The sequence below is a fragment of the Corallococcus praedator genome (assembly GCF_003612125.1).
Taxonomy (GTDB): Bacteria; Myxococcota; Myxococcia; order Myxococcales; family Myxococcaceae; genus Corallococcus; species Corallococcus praedator.
This window is the reverse complement of the sequence record NZ_RAWI01000041.1, coordinates 23,761-38,498: the sequence shown is the minus strand read 5'-3', so window position 1 is coordinate 38,498 and position 14,738 is coordinate 23,761. Positions and strand designations below refer to the sequence as shown.

Genomic DNA, 14,738 nt, shown 5'->3' with positions numbered 1-14,738 from the left:
GCCGGAGGGCTGGCGGCGGGAGGATGACGGGCAGGGCCGGCGGGCCTTCTCCAACGGGCTGACGGGCCTGGGGCGGGCCACGCTCGCGGCGGAGGCCATCGAGGCGGGCGAGCCCGGGGATGGCTCGGCGCAGGCGCGGCACTTCCGGGACGAAGCGCTGGTGCCCGGCGTGGCGGGGCCGGAGGGGCGCACGGTGTCCGTGGGCGGCCTGGAGCCCGCGTCGCTGGGAGGCCGGCCCGCGCAGCGGATCCGCGCGGAGCTGGAGGGCGCGGGCGGGCCCACGCACCTGGTGGCGTGGTTCGTGCCCCGGGGCGAGTGGGTGTACCGGCTCGTCTTCACCTGGCCCCACGCCTATGCCTCCTATGGACGGGTGGTGGAGCGGATGATGGCGGACGTGCGCTTCGAGGAGCCCGCGGGGCTGAGGGTCGCCCGGGCCCGGGCGCTGCTGGTGCCGGGCGTGGCGGGCCCCTTGCGTGAGTTGGGGCGTGCGCTGCGGCGGTGGGGACTGCCGGCGGACGCGGTGGAGCCCCTGGCCTCGGCGGTGCGGCTGGCGCCGGCGCACGTGGACACGCGGGTGGAGCTGGCCCGGGCGTTCTTTGAATCCGGGCAGGTGGAGGAGGGCTGTCACGCCGCGGCGGAAGCGCGCGTGTACGGGCCGTCCGACACGGGGGCGATGGAGGCGGGGGTGCGGTGCGAGCTGGCGCGGGGGGACACGGCGCAGGCCCTGCTGCGGTTGGAGGAGGCCCTCCGCCTGGATCCGCGCGATGCCCGGCTGCGCGCGGCCGAGGGCGCGTTGAAGGCGGCGCTCGAAACGGCGGCACCGTAGGCAGGGCGCCGCGAACCCGGCGGCGCTCGTGTCCTCCGCCTGTCGTTCGACGGAGGCTCCCGTCCATGACGCGTTCAACGCGACGGCTGCCTGGGGCGCGTAAGGGAGCGCGCGGCCTGCCGGCTCACGCAGGCGATGAACGCTTCGGCGCTTGTCGTCGACTCCCGCGGGCGCCGAACGCTTCGGTTCGACTTCAGCGCTCACCGAACGGGCGCACGACGAGCCCCGCGCTCAGCATTCCCTCATTGCGCCGGGACAGTCCCGCGTCACCGCGCACGCCCGTGGCCGCGAGGCGCAGGGCCACGGGCGCATCGTTGACCGCGAGGAGCACGTGCTCCAGCGCGACCTCTCCCCGAGCGCGAAAGTGGGAGCCGCCATCGAAGTCGAAGGCCCAGCCCGCGAGCCCCGTCACGCGCAGCGCCCACCGTCCGTCCCGCGTCTCCCAGCCGGTGTCGAGCATCAGCGACGTGAAGGGCGACACCTCGTGCGTGGTGCCGTCCCGGTCGTGGCGCAGGGTGTGACTGGCGGCGGGTCCCACGGCCAGCCAGCCCCATTCGCTGTTCGTGCGCACGGGGTCCAGCAGCAGGCCCACGCGTCCGGTCTCCAGCGTCCAGCCCGGTCCCTCCCAGACGCGCCGCTCCAGGTGGGCCGCGCGCACGGCCATGGCCACGTCGAAGGGGAAGGGGATGCGCACGGGCCTCCCCAGGGACACGAGCAACGAGCCCTCGTCCACATGCCTTCGCAGCAGTCCTTCGTACCCGGTGAAGGTCAGGGCCTTGCGCGCGCCTCCCCAGGCCTCCGTCATGAAGAGGCGATGTGAGTCGAACCAGCTTGAGTCCACCTTGCTGTCGCTGGTGCGCACCACCCTCACGAGGATGCCGGTGCGCAGGAGCAGGGCGGCCTCCGCGTCCTGCAGGTGGAGCCCGGCGCCCAGCACCCATCCGGTCCCGGGATCGAAGCAGGTGGGGAACGTCTCCCCGGCGTCCGTGCGGCCCTCGCAGGCCACGTCCGGGGAGGGCAGGGTGCTCAGGAGCAGGGCCAGCGCGAGCGCCACCATCCGCGCCTACTCCTTCCCGCCATGCGCCATGGGGGCATTGCGGCGCGCCGGAGCCCACAGGGAGAAGCGCAGCCCCGCCTGCGCGGACCACTCCCAGCCAGCGGGCGCGTTCGCCAGGTCGTCGCGCCACGTCCCGCGTCCATCCAGCGTCAGGCTCACGGGCTGGTCGTTGATGGCCAGGGCGATGACCTCGTAGCCCGCGCGCAGCCGAAGCCGTTCCGGGCGCAGGGGCCGCCCCTCCACGCGCTCCGCGAGCAGGACCTTCTGGGCCTCCGCGCCGAAGAGCACATGGTGGAAGCCGTTCCTGTCCAACGTGAGGTCCCCCTCCAGCGCCGCGGCGGGGACCAGCGTGAAGAAGCCGTTCGTCCGGTCGCGCTCCACCGTGGGCCCCGCCCGCACGCGCACGTAGGACACCAGGTCGCGCGAATGCCACAGGTCCAGCGTCACGTGCGTGGAGCCCAGGGCCAGGAAGTCCGCCTTCACGTCCTCGCGGCGGACCTGCTCGGCGTGGAGCACCTCCAGCCAGAAGCCCAGGTTGGCGAAGACGTCGAAGCGCCGGGGCTTGCCGTAGAACGTCGTCACCCGGAAGAGCGGTTCGTCGCGCTCGCTGCGGAAGTCGTAGCGCAGGAGCGTGGCTTCGAAGGACGACGCGTCCCCCAGGTACAGCTCCGTGTCCAGGAGCGTCATGCGGTGCAACTGCCCGGGGTCGCCCGGCCACTCCAGGTCCACGCCGAAGTCCACCCGCACGCGGTCGTCGCGCCCCTCCGTCTCACGCAGCCAGCGCGGCGCCCAGGCGCCCCCCACCCGGATGCGCCGGTGCAGGTCGAAGTTGTACTGCAACACCCGCCCGCGCTCGTCGCGGAACCAGCCTGGAGGCGCCTCCGCGATGGCGGGCACCAGCCGGTAGTCTCGCGCCAGCTCGGCGGGCATCACCTCCAGGCACATGGACACCCGGTCCAGCGGCTGGCCCGTCTCGTGTCCCTCCGAGTCCAGCTCCCAGGCAGGGGCGACCAGGCACTCCTTCTTCGTCTCGTCACACTGCGCGCGCCACTGCCCCGAAGGGACCGCGGGCGTGGGCGGAAGGGTCAGGCACAGCACCCGCTGGTCCGGGGACTGGCGGGGCGAGCCCGCGTCCGGCACGGCCAACTGGACGGCCCACGCCTCCGCGCGGGGTTGCTTCAGGGCCTCGGTCAGGGCCTTCACCGGCGCGTCTGTCGGAACCTCGGCCGGAGCTTCGGCCGGAGCTTGGGGCACCGCCGCCTCCGGTATCTCCACCTGCCCGAGCAGGAGGGCACAGCCCAGGGTCACCGCTGAGACCAGCATCACTTCTCCTCGACGAGGTCCCCGCGCTCCGGCCGCGCGGGTGCACCTTGTGACGGGACGGCCAATACAAGGCCCGTGCCCCAGGCTGGCGGACGGGCTTTCGCGGACTTGCCCCGGCCGACTGTGCAGGCGCCTGCACACCGCCTGCACAGTCTGGGGCGCGCACTGACGCGAGAATGGCGCACCCCCGTCCAGGTCGGTCGACCGGCGGGGGTGGGGGGGATATAAGCCCCCCGGCCCCGTGCCTCGCACGAAGGGCCCGTCCCGGACGACGAAGGAGCACGTGCGCGTGGCAAGCGACGGCGAACAGACCCCGCAGCGGGAAGAGACCTTCACCCAGGCCATCCTCGGTGAGGACACCCTGACGTCGGCATGGGTGAAGAAGTGGTTGGCCCTGCCCTTCAGCGCGCGCGTGGTCCTGGCGACCGCGGGCTTCGCGGCGCTGCTCTTCGTGCCCTACCTGGGCGCGGTCGGCCTGTGGGACCCCTGGGAGACGCACTACGGCGAAGTCGGCCGGCAGATGATCCAGCGCAGCGACTACGTCTATCCCTTCTGGGAGAACGCGTGGTTCTTCTCCAAGCCGCCCCTCACCATGTGGATGCAGGCGCTGGGAATGAACATCGTCGGCGCCCTCCGGGGTGACGGCGCCATGGGCCTCTACACGGAGTGGGGCATGCGCATGCCCTTCGCGCTCCTGAGCATCGCGGCCGTGTCGCTGCTGTCCCTGGCCGTGGCCCGGGTGGTGAACGCGCGCGCGGGCCTGGCCACCGGCTTCGTGCTGGCCACCATGCCGCTGTACTTCCTGCTCACCCGGCAGACCGTCACCGACACGCCCTTCGTCACCACCTTCGTGTGCGCGATGGCGTGCTTCATCATCGGCCAGTTGGACGACACGACGAAGCACCGCGCGGGCTGGTGGTACGGCTTCTATGTCTTCGCGGGGCTGGCCACGCTGGCCAAGGGCCTGCTGGGCGTGGGCCTGCCCGCGGTCATCCTCATGCTCTACGCGGTGGCCGCCGTCATCCCGTGGGACCGCGAGGGCCTGGAGGCGCACCTGCGCTGGCTCACCAGCGGCGACATGCGCGCCCAGGTGCGCGCGGGCACCCGGAAGATGCCGGTGCTGTGGGCGCAGATGTACAAGATGAAGCTGGGCACGGGCATCCTGGTGTTCTTCGCGGTGGCGGTGCCCTGGTACCTGACGCTGTGCCTGTTCGACAGCGTGGACGACGAGGGCAAGCTGTTCTGGTACCGCTTCTTCATCCACGACCACCTGAACCGCCTCACCGCGGGCGTGCACACCACCACGCCGGGCGGGTCGTTCACCTACTTCATCGAACAGGGCGGCTTCGCCATCTTCCCGTGGGTGGCGCTGCTGCCGGGCGCGTTCGCGGTCGTGTCGCGGCTCAAGCTGCGCTCTCGCGACAAGGCGGACCACCTGGCGCTCATCGCCGTCATCTGGGTGGCGTTCGCGTTCTACCTGCTGGCCTCCAGCGCGACGAAGTTCCACCACTACGTGTTCCCGGTGCTGCCGGGGCTGGCCGTCCTCATCGCGCTGTTCGTGGACCGGCTGTGGAAGGACGGCGTCTCCGAGCACGCGGTGAGCCTCATCTTCGGCCTGGTGCTCTTCATCCTCGTGGGCAAGGACCTGGCGGAGAACCCCAAGGACTTCACCGACCTGTTCGTCTACAACTACGACCGGCCCTATCCGCAGGACCTGGTGACCAAGCCCATCGCGTTCTTCTCCTCGCGCCCGTTGTGGATGGGGGACCTGGTGACGCTGGTGCTGCTGGCCTTCGGGGTCTACCTCGCCTTCGAGGCGTTCTCCTCCAAGGACAAGTCGGAGCGCCCGGGCGCGTCGCGCGCGGTGGCGCTGGGCCTGCTGCTCACCGGCGTCGCCACGCTGGTCTCGGTGGCCACGCAGGGGCAGGTGTCCGCGCTGGGCCTGTGGGGCGTGGCGCTGGTGGCGCTTTCGGGCTTCATCTTCTGGCAGGCGTCGCGGCCGGAGGAGGCGCCGGGCCGCACGATGTTCCAGGCGGTGGGCTTCGTGCTGGCGCTGGTCGGCGTGGTGCTGGCGGCGCGCGGCTTCCGGGGCCCGGCCGCCTCGGATTCGCTCTTCAAGGTGCTCTCCGGGACCATCAACGTGAAGGCGGGCCTGGGCTTCGCGTTCGGCGTGGCGGGCGTGCTGGCGGTGGTGGCCGCGCTGCAGCGCTCGCGCGTGATGCTGTTCGGCACGTTCTGGGGGCTGGCCGCGGGCTTCGCGCTCTGGTTCAACTGGGGCCACTGGGTGGACCTGTCCCACCACTGGACGCAGCGCGACCTGTTCTGGCGCTACTACGCCCAGCGGCAGGCGGGTGAGCCCATCGCCGCGTACATGATGAACTGGCGCGGGGAGACGTTCTACTCGCGCAACACGGTGGAGCAGTTCCGCGCGGGCGACGCCAACACGCGCATGCGCCAGTACGCGGCGCGGCCGGGCCGGGAGTGGGCGCTGGTGGAGCACAGCCGCGTGTCCCTGCTGCGCAGCGCGGTAGGCACCGACAAGACCGTCACGCTCATCGACCGCGACATCAACAACAAGTTCGTCCTGGTGACCATCGAGTGACGCACTCCCTCCCGGTGCCGAGCGCGGAAGTCCCTCCCCAGGGCGGCATCCGCGTGCGGGGGCTCGCCAAGCGCTTCGGTGAACGCCTCGCGGTGGAGGGGCTCACCTTCGATGTGCGGCCCGGGGAGGTGTTCGGCCTGCTGGGCCCCAACGGCGCCGGCAAGACGACGACGGTGCGCATGCTGACGGGCCTCTTGCGTCCCTCTGAAGGCGACGCGGAGGTGTGGGGCCACTCCGTCACGCGCGACGGCGAGTCCCTGCGCAAGGTGGTGGGCCTGCTCACCGAACAGCCGGGGCTGTATGACCGGCTCACCGCGCGCGAGAACCTGCGCTTCTTCATGAAGCTGCACGAACTGGACGAGGCCACCGCGTGGCCCCGGGCCCTGCACTACCTGGAGCGCTTCGGGCTGGGCGGCCGCGAGAACGAGGCCTGCGGCGGCTTCAGCAAGGGCATGCGCCAGAAGCTGGCCATCGTGCGCACGCTGGTGCACGACCCGCGCGTCATCTTCCTGGATGAACCCACGAGCGGCCTGGATCCGGAGTCCGCGCGCACCGTGCGCGACGCGGTGGCGGAGCTGGCGTCGGAGGGGCGCACCATCGTCCTGTGCTCGCACAACCTGTCGGAGGTGGAGCGGCTGTGCGAACGCGTGGCCGTGGTGCGCCGTCGCCTGCTGGCGCTGGGGCCGGTGCGGGAGTTGCGCCGCTCCGGACAGGCGCTGGACGTGCGCGTGGAGGGGGACGCGGAGGTGTTCCGCCCCGCGCTGGCCCGGCTGCCCTTCGCGCCCAACGTGCTGCTGGAGGGTGGACGCCTGCGGGTGATGCTGGCGGACGAGTCCCAGGCGCCGGAGGTGGTGGCGTGCCTGGTGGGCGCGGGCGCGCGCGTGCACAGCGTGGTGCCGTCGCAGCGGCCGCTGGAAGAGGTGTACCTGGATCTGCTCAAGGACGGGGTGGCGTGAGCATGGCGTTCCGACCGCGACGGGCGATGGCGGTGTTCTGGAAGGACTCGCTGGACCTGCGCAAGAACCTGGGCCTGCTCCTGTCCATGGCGGTGCTGCCGCTGGTGATGGTGACGGTGCCCATCGGCGTGGTGTGGACGTACGTGTCGCAGCCGGACCACTCGGATCTGCGCACGGTGGCGCTCTTCTACGACCCCACGCTGCCCCTGGGCGCGAGCGCGGCGCGCTTCCTCATCGACAAGTCGCTCACCGACTGGTTCGGCATGTTCCTGGTGATGCCCGTCTTCATCCCCATCCTCATCGCGTCGCAGAGCGTGGCGGGGGAGAAGGAGCGCCGCACGCTGGAGCCGCTCCTGGCCTCGCCGGTGTCGGCGGCGGAGCTGGTGGCGGGCAAGAGCCTGGCGGCGCTGGTGCCCGCGGTGCTGATGACCTGGTTCGCCTTCGCCCTGTTCTGCGTGGGCGTGGACATCGTGGCGTGGCCGCTGGTGCAGGCGCCCCTGATGCCCAACGCGCTGTGGGGCTTCGGCGTGTTCGTGTTCGCGCCGCTGTTCGCCTTCTTCGGCAACGGGGTCGCGGTGCTCATCTCCGCCCGGGTGGCGGAGGCGCGCATGGCGCAGCAGTTGTCCGCCCTGGTGGTGCTGCCGCTGGTGGGGCTGGTGGGTGGACAGGTGGCGGGCGTGCTCAAGGCGGACCTGGGGTACTACGCCATCCAGGGCGGGGTGGTGCTGGTGCTGGACCTCATCCTGCTGGCGGCCAGCATCCGCGTCCTGGACCGGGAACGTCTGGTCAGCCGCTGGGGTTGAACCACTGGCGGGTCGGGGACTGGACTCCCGGCGGGCTGCCAGACGGGCAGGCGCCCGTGAAGCTGGTATGTTCCGGGCAGGACGCCGGGGGCGAAGCGGAAGCGCTTTCGTGCCGGTGGCCATGCATTTAGGGGATGGGGTTACGGAGCTTTGAAGACCTGCCGCCCAGGCGGCCACGGAGGCGCTGAAACAGACATGGGGATCTTCGACAGCATCAAGGGCGAGGCGAAGCGGAACTTCATCGCCCGGGCGGACGAGGCGAAGGGCGAGATCGTCTACAAGTATCCGGAGAAGAACGTCCGGATGATGACGCAGCTCACCGTCGACGCCGACGAGGTGGCGCTGTTCGTCAAGGACGGCAAGGTGGAGGGGAAGCTGGGGCCCGGCCGGCACTCGCTGGACACCAGCAACATCCCGTTCCTGGGGAAGCTGATTGAAGGCTTCACCGGCGGCAACATGTTCATGGCGGAGATCTTCTTCGTCTCCACGCGTGAGCACACGGGCGTGAAGTTCGGCGGCCCCATCGGTGACGTGCGCGACCCGGAGACGGGCCTGGGCATCGGCACCATGGTGTACGGCGACTTCTCCATCCGCGTGACGGAGCCGGAGAAGCTGGTCGTGGGCCTGGTGGGCATGGGCCGCGCGAGCAACGAGGAGTTCCTGGGCTGGTTCAAGGGCCAGGTCCTCAAGGTGACGCGCGACCGCACCGCCGAAATGCTGGTGAAGAAGAAGTGGCCGCTCTTGGACGTGACGAGCGGCGCCTACCTGGAAGAGATGGAGGTGGAGATCCTCGCCGGCCTGAAGCCGCACGTGGACAGCTACGGCCTCACCATCGTCCGGATGGGCAACTTCCACGTCAGCATCAAGCCCGAGGACGAGGCGACGCTGAAGAAGCTGTCCAAGGACGTGGCGTACTCGCGGCTGGCGGGCGGCTTCCAGCAGTACGCGCAGGGCCAGGCGATGCTCGGCGCGTCCGAGGGCATGGCCAAGGGCGGTGGTGGATCCGACGGCGCGCTGCAGGGCATGGGGATGGGCATGGGCTTCGGCATGGCCCAGCAGTTCGCCAACCAGCAGCAGCAGCGGCCCCCGCAGCCGGCGGAGACGGCGGCGCCCGCGGGCGACACGCGCAGCCCCGCGCAGCGGCTCAAGGAGATCAAGGAGCTGAAGGACGCGGGCGTGCTCTCCGATGAGGAGTACACCGCCAAGCGCGCGGAGCTGATGAAGCTCCTGTAGTCCCGCGACTTGTGAAGCACCCGAGGGCCCTGTCTCCCACGTGGAGGCGGGGCCTTCGTCGCGTTCAGGGGGCGGGTCTGCCGGGCACGGCGAGGCGCAGGTGTTCGTGCAGCGTCTCCGCGCGCAGGTAGAGGAACTGCACGTCGCCGAAGGCCAGCGTGGCGCCGTCGTGGAGCATCACCTGGGCCTTGAAGCCCAGGGGGGCGCCGTTGATGAAGGTGCCATTCATGGACTGGGCGTCGCGCACGGAGAAGTCCCCGGAGGACGCGTTCCAGCGCAGGGTGGCGTGGTGCTGGGACACGGAGAGTTCGGGCACGACGAGGTCCGCGTCGGCGCGGCCCACGGTGAACTCCTCGCCGTCCTGGTTCGGCTGGAGGAAGTGCACCTCCAGGTTGTCGAAGTCGCGCAGCATCGCGAGCAGCCGCTCCGCCATGCGCGAGCGGTGCGCCATGCCCACCGTGCGCGCGCCGATGAAGCCAGGCACCGGGTCGCGGAAGGCGGCTTCGACGGGCTGCTGGATGAGGGCCACGGAACCGGACGCGGCCCGGAAGGACTCCAGCGAAGCCTCCGCGAAGGGACGAAGCTGATTCACGGACACCATGGCCCGGAACCCTACGTGCTACCGGCAGGGACGGGAAGTGCCGTCCGGTACCAGCCCCGGAGGGCGGTCACGCCAGTGTGGCCGACGGCACGGATGCGGACATCCCGGATGGATTTTTGCTGGCTGTCTTGAGCGCGGAGCGCGGTGTTCGCGCGCCGCCGCCGGCACGGACGCGGAGGTCGCGGATGGCGCCCCGTTGGACGCCACCGCGAGGTGCACGTGCAGGAGCGCCTACGACGGCACGGACGCGGACGTGGAGGACGGCTTCACGTGGGGCGTCGCGGACGGCTTCACGGCGGGCGGTGGCTCCGTGGGCGCGGCGGGCGTCGTGGGCGTGTCGTCCAGCCGGCGCAGGTCCAGCTTCATGGGGACCTGGAGCGTGGTGCTCAACCGCAGCAGCAGCACGTCCGGCGCGAGCCCGTTCTCACCGAGCGCCTGGGTGAGCTCGCGCGCGGAGGGGGCGGTGCCCCGGGCCCAGAGCTCCTTGAGGAACGCGCCCGCCTCCGGCGCGTGCCACCACGCCGGACCGAAGCGCGCCTTCAACTGTCCCTGCAGCTGACCCGCCAGGAACCACGCCCGGAAGCTGTCGGCGGACTGGTAGAAGTCCTCCTGCTCCACGAGGTAGCGCTCCACGTCGTCCTCCGTCATGGGCATGGCGCCCGCGCGCGCCATCAGCGCGCGGTACAGCTCGCGCGGATCCACCTCCACGCGGCGGTGCAATTCCAACTGGTAGAGCAGCCGGCCCGCCGCGTGACGGATGAGGTACAGCTTGTGCGCGCTGGAGGCCGCCAGGAACTGCGTGCGCTTGTCGTTGTCCCCCAGCACGCCCGCGTGCTCCTCCAGCCACACGGGGTCCTCCAGCAGGTCCTCGAAGAGCGCCGAGTACGCCTCGCCCACGGTGGGGTTGCCCAGCTGGGCCAGCTCGAAGCGGGGCTCCTGCGTGAAGGCCACGTGCAACAGGTGCCCCACTTCATGCAGCACGCGGCCCTGGTGCAGCACGCCCGTGCCGGGCTTGAACGACAGCCGCACGTCGGAGGGCACGCGCACCGCCATCGCCAGGGGGCGGGGGTTCTTGCGGGGCAGGTCGCGCGCATCCACCTTCACGTTGGGCAGCGCGGCCAGGTCGATGCCCAGCCCCGCCACCGTGGCCTGGGCCTTCGCCAGCGACTCGCCCTTGGGGAACGCGTCCTCCACCTCGCGCGAGCGGAACAGGCGCGGGATGTCCGCGCGGGTAATCTGCGCGAAGGGCAGCCCCAGCTCGCGCTGGCTCAGCCGCTCCATCACCAGCTTGTACGGTTCCTGGGTGGCCTGGAGCACCTCCTCCGCCAGTTGGGCCAGCCGCTCCAGGTCCGCCTGGCGCAGCTCGCTGCCGAAGGCCTCGTAGGACTCGAAGCCCATCTGCTTCACCAGCTCCTCGGTGCGCTCCGCCTTGCGGTACAGCGTCTGGTTGAGGCGCGTGAGCGCGGGCGTGGCGGCCGCGTAGAGCGCCTTGCGCTTCGCCGCGCTCTTCTCGTTGGCGAGCAGCCGCTCCATGTCGCGGTAGCGCACCTCGCGCCCATCCACGGTCAGCCGCAGCGCGGCCTCCAGGTTGGCGGAGGCGTCGTTGTACTCGGCCAGCTCGCGCGCCAGGAACTCGCCGGCGAAGTGGCCGTGCAGCGCGGTGAGGGCGCGCAGCTCGCGTGGCTCCTTCGTCAGGTGCCGCAGCCGGTCGATGCGCCGCAGGTTCTCCAGGCTGAAGAGGGCCTCCTTGCCGGAGTACGTCGCCGCGATGTCCGCCACCTTGCCTTCGGTCCAGAAGTCCCACACCAGCCGGTGTTGCTCCTCCAGGAGGAGGGCGGCCTCCTTGGACAGGGCGTTCACCTCCCCGGTCAGTTGCTGCTCCTCACTCAGAGGGGGGACCGGCGCCGCGGGCGGGGCCTTGTGACAGGCGCCCAGCAGACACAGGGCGGCGGCGAGGAGGGCGGGAATCCTTGGGGACATGAGGCCGCCCATGTTACTTCCGACCTGCCGATGCCCAACGTAAACCCATGGCGGGCGGCCCGGGGACGCCAGGGCCTGTATTCCGCCCTGCGCCAGTTCTTCGCCGGCCAGGGATACCTGGAAGTCGAGACGCCCCTGCTCGTGCCCACGCCCGGCATGGAGCCGTACATCACCGCCTTCGAGGCCCCCTTCGTCCCCGAAACGGACCTGGGCAGGGCCCGCACCCTCTATCTGCACACCAGCCCCGAGTACGCGATGAAGCGCCTGCTCGCCGAAGGGGCCGGGCCGCTGTTCCAGATCTGCAAGGTGTTCCGCAACGGCGAGGTCTCCCAGACGCACAACCCGGAGTTCACGCTGCTGGAGTTCTACCGGCCGCACGCGGACTACCACGCCATCATGGACGACCTGGAGGGCGCGCTGGTGGCGGCCGGTGCAGCCGCGGCCACGGCGGGTGAAGGCGCCCCGGGCGCGGATCCGGCGTTCTTCACCCGCACCCCGTACGAGCGAGTGACGGTGCGGGACGCCGTGCTGCGGGCCACGGGCGTGGACATCCGGCAGCACGCGGACGGCCCTTCGCTCAAGCGCGCGGTGGAGGCCGCGGGCGTGCGCACCGGGGACTCGGAGTCCTTCGACGACGTCTTCTTCCACCTGTTCCTGCAGAAGGTGGAGACGGGGCTGGGGCACGAGCGGCCCACGTTCCTCATCGAATACCCGGCCTCCATGGCGGCCCTGTCCCGGCTGAAGCCCGGCGACCCTTCGGTGGCGGAGCGGGTGGAGCTGTACGCGAAGGGGCTGGAGCTGGCGAACGGCTTCTCCGAGCTGACGGACGCGGTGGAGCAGCGCGCGCGGCTGTTGGAGGAGCAGGAGCTGCGCCGGCGGCTGGGCCGCTCCGTGTACCCGCTGGACGAGCGCTTCCTGGAAGCGGTGGGGCGCATGCCTCCGGCGGCGGGCATCGCCGTCGGACTCGACCGTATCCTCATGCTGCTGCTGGGGGTCCAGCGCATCGAGGACGTCCTCTTGTTCCCCGCACACGGGTTCGTCTGATGCGCAAGCTGCTCCAGACGGTGTTCGCCGGCACGGCCGCGGTGGGGCTCACGGGCGCGGCGTCGGCGACGGTGTCGGTGCTGTCCGGGTTTGATCCGCTGGCGGCGGACAAGGTGCTGCGCGTCTGGGGCCGCTCGTCGCTGGCGGCGGCGGGCGTGCAGCATGAGGCGTACGGGCTGGAGCACATCCCGGAGGACGGCAACGTCGTCTTCGTGTGCAACCACCAGTCGCACTTCGACGCGATGGTGAACTTCGCGCACATCCGCAAGCACACGCGCTACGTGGCCAAGGCGGAGCTGTTCAAGATTCCGGTGTTCGGCCGGGCGATGCGGCGCGCGGGCAACATCCCCGTGCAGCGCACCGGCGGGGCGGACGACAAGGCGCGGCTGTCGGAGGCGGTGACGGCCGTGCGCGAACGGGTGAGCGTGCTGTTCTTCGCGGAGGGCACGCGCAGTCCGGACGGGGAGCTGAAGCCGTTCAAGAGGGGCGCCGCCACGCTGGCCATCCAGGCGCAGGTCCCCGTCGTCCCGATGGCGCTCTCCGGGACGCGGCTCATCCTCCCCAAGGGAGGCCGGGCGGTACGATGGGGCCAGCGGGTGGCGCTGGTGGTGGGCAGGCCCGTGCCCACGCAGGGACTGACGCTGGATGACCGGGACACCCTCACGCGACGCCTGGAAGAGGCGGTCGCCAGGCTTTATGCCGAAGCGCGAGAGCGCTCGGGAGACACGCCATGAAGAAGTCGAACCAGACCACGTTCCAGAGCCACCCCTGGCACGGCATCTCGCCGGGCCCGGAGTCTCCTGAAATCGTCAACGCGTACATCGAGATCGTCCCCACGGACGCGGTGAAGTACGAGTTGGACAAGGAGTCCGGAATCCTCAAGGTGGACCGCCCCCAGCGCTTCAGCAGCCAGTGCCCCACGCTCTACGGGTTCATCCCGCAGACGTACTGCGGCGACCAGGTGGCGAAGCGCTGCGCGGAGCGCACCGGCTACAAGGACATCCACGGCGACGGGGACCCCATCGACATCTGCGTGCTGACGGAGAAGGTCGTCTCCAACGGCAACCTGCTGGTGCACGCCGTTCCCATCGGCGGCTTCCGGATGGTCGACGGCAACGAGGCCGACGACAAGATCATCGCGGTGCTGGAGTCCGACCTGGTGTACGGCGAACTCCAGTACATCGCGCAGCTTCCGCGCCCCCTGCTGGATCGCCTCAAGCACTACTTCCTCACCTACAAGCAGATCCCCGGTGAGGGAAAGCGCAGCGTGGAGATCGCGGAGGTCTACGACCGGCCGGAGGCGCTGGAGGTCATCCGCCGCAGCATGCGCGACTACGACAAGCTCTTCACGGAGCCGGTGGTGTCGAAGCCCTCGCGCAAGGCCGCGCCCGCGACGGCGCCCCGCCGCAAGAGCCCGGCGGTGAAGGCCCCGGCGGGCCGGAGCGCATCCGGCAAGGGCGCGTCGGGCAAGGGCGCGTCGGGCAAGGGCGCGTCGGGCAAGGGCTCCAAGTAGTTCCCCAGCCCGGGGGGGCGCGGAAGGGGCGTGGCGGCAAGCCCCCCTTCCCGCGCGTACCGGAAGGACTACGAGCGGCGCGCGCGCTTGGGCGCCGCGGCGGGCGCGCGCTTGCCCCGGGCCGGGGTCGCGGCCTTGCGGGAGGCCGCGACCTTCTTGGCGGCGGCCGGCACCTTCTTCGCGACCTTCTTGGCCACGGACTTCACGCGCGCGGCGGCCTTCTTGGCGGCGGACTTCACCTGGGCCACGACCTTCTTGGCGGCCTTCTTCACCGGGGCCGCGGCCTTGCGGGTGGCGGCACCCGCGCGAGCGGTGGGGCTCGCGCTGCGTTTGGCGGCGGGCTTGGAAGGCTTGGAGGCGGGGCCGGGCACCACGGTGCCGCGCTCGGGCAGCTGGCTCACGAGCTTCTTGGGCGCGATGGCGCGGTAGCTCTCGTCGATCCACGCCTTGATGACGGGCACCGGCACCTGCGAGGCGTCGTCGAAGTTGGCGGTCACCCAGCCGCTCTTGCCCAGGCCGTACTCGGTGGGCTCGGTGAAGGGCAGCGTGAGGGCGGCGTCCTTGGAGTCGGGGAGCTTGGCGGAGAACTTCAGCTTCTCGCCCGTCACGGCCATGAAGAGGAAGGTCTTGTCATTGACCTTCATCGCGCGGTGGCCCCAGGGCTGGTCCTCGTGGGCTCCGGGGTAGCTCAGCGCATGTTCGCGCAGTACCGCTTCGACCTTCTGCGTCTCGTTCTCTGCGGGCATGGGCACCTTGGCTTCGTTGTGAGTCCGGACAGCTTAACCGGACCTGTCGCGTCG

General features: G+C 71.0%; 13 protein-coding genes. 8 read left to right on the top strand and 5 right to left on the bottom strand.

From position 1 onward, the window contains the following. A partial coding sequence (locus D7Y13_RS08220; RefSeq protein WP_369333595.1) for a tetratricopeptide repeat protein occupies positions 1-826 on the top strand: 826 nt, incomplete at its 5' end. Positions 827-1,019: 193 nt separating this feature from the next. Here D7Y13_RS08220 and D7Y13_RS08215 read toward each other — a convergent pair. Further along, positions 1,020-1,883, bottom strand: a complete 864-nt coding sequence (locus tag D7Y13_RS08215; protein WP_120583514.1) for a hypothetical protein — start codon at positions 1,881-1,883, stop codon at positions 1,020-1,022. 6 nt (positions 1,884-1,889) lie between these two features. Further along, positions 1,890-3,206, bottom strand: coding sequence for a hypothetical protein (locus D7Y13_RS08210; protein WP_120583513.1), 1,317 nt, complete (start codon positions 3,204-3,206; stop codon positions 1,890-1,892). Positions 3,207-3,495: 289 nt separating this feature from the next. On the opposite strand from D7Y13_RS08210, the gene D7Y13_RS08205 reads away from it, so the two are divergent. From D7Y13_RS08205 to D7Y13_RS08190, 4 genes are all read left to right on the top strand, one after another. Further along, positions 3,496-5,808 (top strand): ArnT family glycosyltransferase, encoded by a 2,313-nt coding sequence (locus D7Y13_RS08205; protein ID WP_120583518.1) that lies wholly within the window; start codon positions 3,496-3,498, stop codon positions 5,806-5,808. Then, positions 5,805-6,764 carry an ABC transporter ATP-binding protein gene (locus D7Y13_RS08200; protein WP_120532796.1) on the top strand — a complete coding sequence of 320 codons (960 nt, stop codon included), beginning with the start codon at positions 5,805-5,807 and terminating at the stop codon, positions 6,762-6,764. Before D7Y13_RS08205 ends, D7Y13_RS08200 begins: the two co-directional genes overlap by 4 nt. 2 nt (positions 6,765-6,766) lie before the next feature. Next, complete coding sequence (locus tag D7Y13_RS08195) at positions 6,767-7,567, top strand: ABC transporter permease subunit (RefSeq protein ID WP_120583517.1); 801 nt, start codon at positions 6,767-6,769, stop codon at positions 7,565-7,567. A 195-nt stretch (positions 7,568-7,762) separates the two neighbouring features. Then, on the top strand, positions 7,763-8,800 hold the full coding sequence (locus tag D7Y13_RS08190; protein WP_120583512.1) for an SPFH domain-containing protein: 1,038 nt from the start codon (positions 7,763-7,765) through the stop codon (positions 8,798-8,800). 64 nt (positions 8,801-8,864) lie between these two features. Here D7Y13_RS08190 and D7Y13_RS08185 read toward each other — a convergent pair whose 3' ends face one another. Next, the gene (locus D7Y13_RS08185; RefSeq protein WP_120532794.1) at positions 8,865-9,401 is read right to left on the bottom strand and encodes an FHA domain-containing protein; all 537 of its coding nucleotides are present in this window, start codon (positions 9,399-9,401) and stop codon (positions 8,865-8,867) included. 231 nt (positions 9,402-9,632) lie between these two features. Then, positions 9,633-11,381 carry a chromosome segregation protein SMC gene (locus tag D7Y13_RS08180; RefSeq protein ID WP_233595523.1) on the bottom strand — a complete coding sequence of 583 codons (1,749 nt, stop codon included), beginning with the start codon at positions 11,379-11,381 and terminating at the stop codon, positions 9,633-9,635. Between the two features lie 30 nt (positions 11,382-11,411). Between D7Y13_RS08180 and epmA the strand changes: the two genes are divergently transcribed. From epmA to D7Y13_RS08165, 3 genes are read left to right on the top strand one after another with little or no spacing between them, the layout of a single operon-like run. Then, entirely contained in the window at positions 11,412-12,425 is a 1,014-nt protein-coding gene (epmA, locus tag D7Y13_RS08175) for an EF-P lysine aminoacylase EpmA (protein ID WP_120583511.1), read from the top strand. Beyond that, the gene (locus tag D7Y13_RS08170; protein ID WP_233595522.1) at positions 12,425-13,159 is read left to right on the top strand and encodes a lysophospholipid acyltransferase family protein; all 735 of its coding nucleotides are present in this window, start codon (positions 12,425-12,427) and stop codon (positions 13,157-13,159) included. The genes epmA and D7Y13_RS08170 overlap by 1 nt, the downstream gene beginning before the upstream one ends. Next, positions 13,156-13,938, top strand: coding sequence for an inorganic pyrophosphatase (locus D7Y13_RS08165; RefSeq protein ID WP_120532791.1), 783 nt, complete (start codon positions 13,156-13,158; stop codon positions 13,936-13,938). The genes D7Y13_RS08170 and D7Y13_RS08165 overlap by 4 nt, the downstream gene beginning before the upstream one ends. A 68-nt stretch (positions 13,939-14,006) precedes the next feature. Here the strand turns inward: D7Y13_RS08165 and D7Y13_RS08160 are convergent, their stop codons facing one another. Then, positions 14,007-14,684, bottom strand: a complete 678-nt coding sequence (locus D7Y13_RS08160; RefSeq protein WP_120532790.1) for an MmcQ/YjbR family DNA-binding protein — start codon at positions 14,682-14,684, stop codon at positions 14,007-14,009. Positions 14,685-14,738: the final 54 nt, after the last annotated feature.

Coding starts and splice junctions, on each gene's coding strand:
- D7Y13_RS08210 (WP_120583513.1), bottom strand. CDS start 3,206: ATGCTGGTCTCAGCGGTGACCCTGGGCTGTGCCCTCCTGCTCGGGCAG.
- D7Y13_RS08195 (WP_120583517.1), top strand. CDS start 6,767: ATGGCGTTCCGACCGCGACGGGCGATGGCGGTGTTCTGGAAGGACTCG.
- epmA (WP_120583511.1), top strand. CDS start 11,412: ATGCCCAACGTAAACCCATGGCGGGCGGCCCGGGGACGCCAGGGCCTG.
- D7Y13_RS08165 (WP_120532791.1), top strand. CDS start 13,156: ATGAAGAAGTCGAACCAGACCACGTTCCAGAGCCACCCCTGGCACGGC.
- D7Y13_RS08160 (WP_120532790.1), bottom strand. CDS start 14,684: ATGCCCGCAGAGAACGAGACGCAGAAGGTCGAAGCGGTACTGCGCGAA.
- D7Y13_RS08170 (WP_233595522.1), top strand. CDS start 12,425: ATGCGCAAGCTGCTCCAGACGGTGTTCGCCGGCACGGCCGCGGTGGGG.
- D7Y13_RS08185 (WP_120532794.1), bottom strand. CDS start 9,401: ATGGTGTCCGTGAATCAGCTTCGTCCCTTCGCGGAGGCTTCGCTGGAG.
- D7Y13_RS08215 (WP_120583514.1), bottom strand. CDS start 1,883: ATGGTGGCGCTCGCGCTGGCCCTGCTCCTGAGCACCCTGCCCTCCCCG.
- D7Y13_RS08180 (WP_233595523.1), bottom strand. CDS start 11,381: ATGTCCCCAAGGATTCCCGCCCTCCTCGCCGCCGCCCTGTGTCTGCTG.
- D7Y13_RS08190 (WP_120583512.1), top strand. CDS start 7,763: ATGGGGATCTTCGACAGCATCAAGGGCGAGGCGAAGCGGAACTTCATC.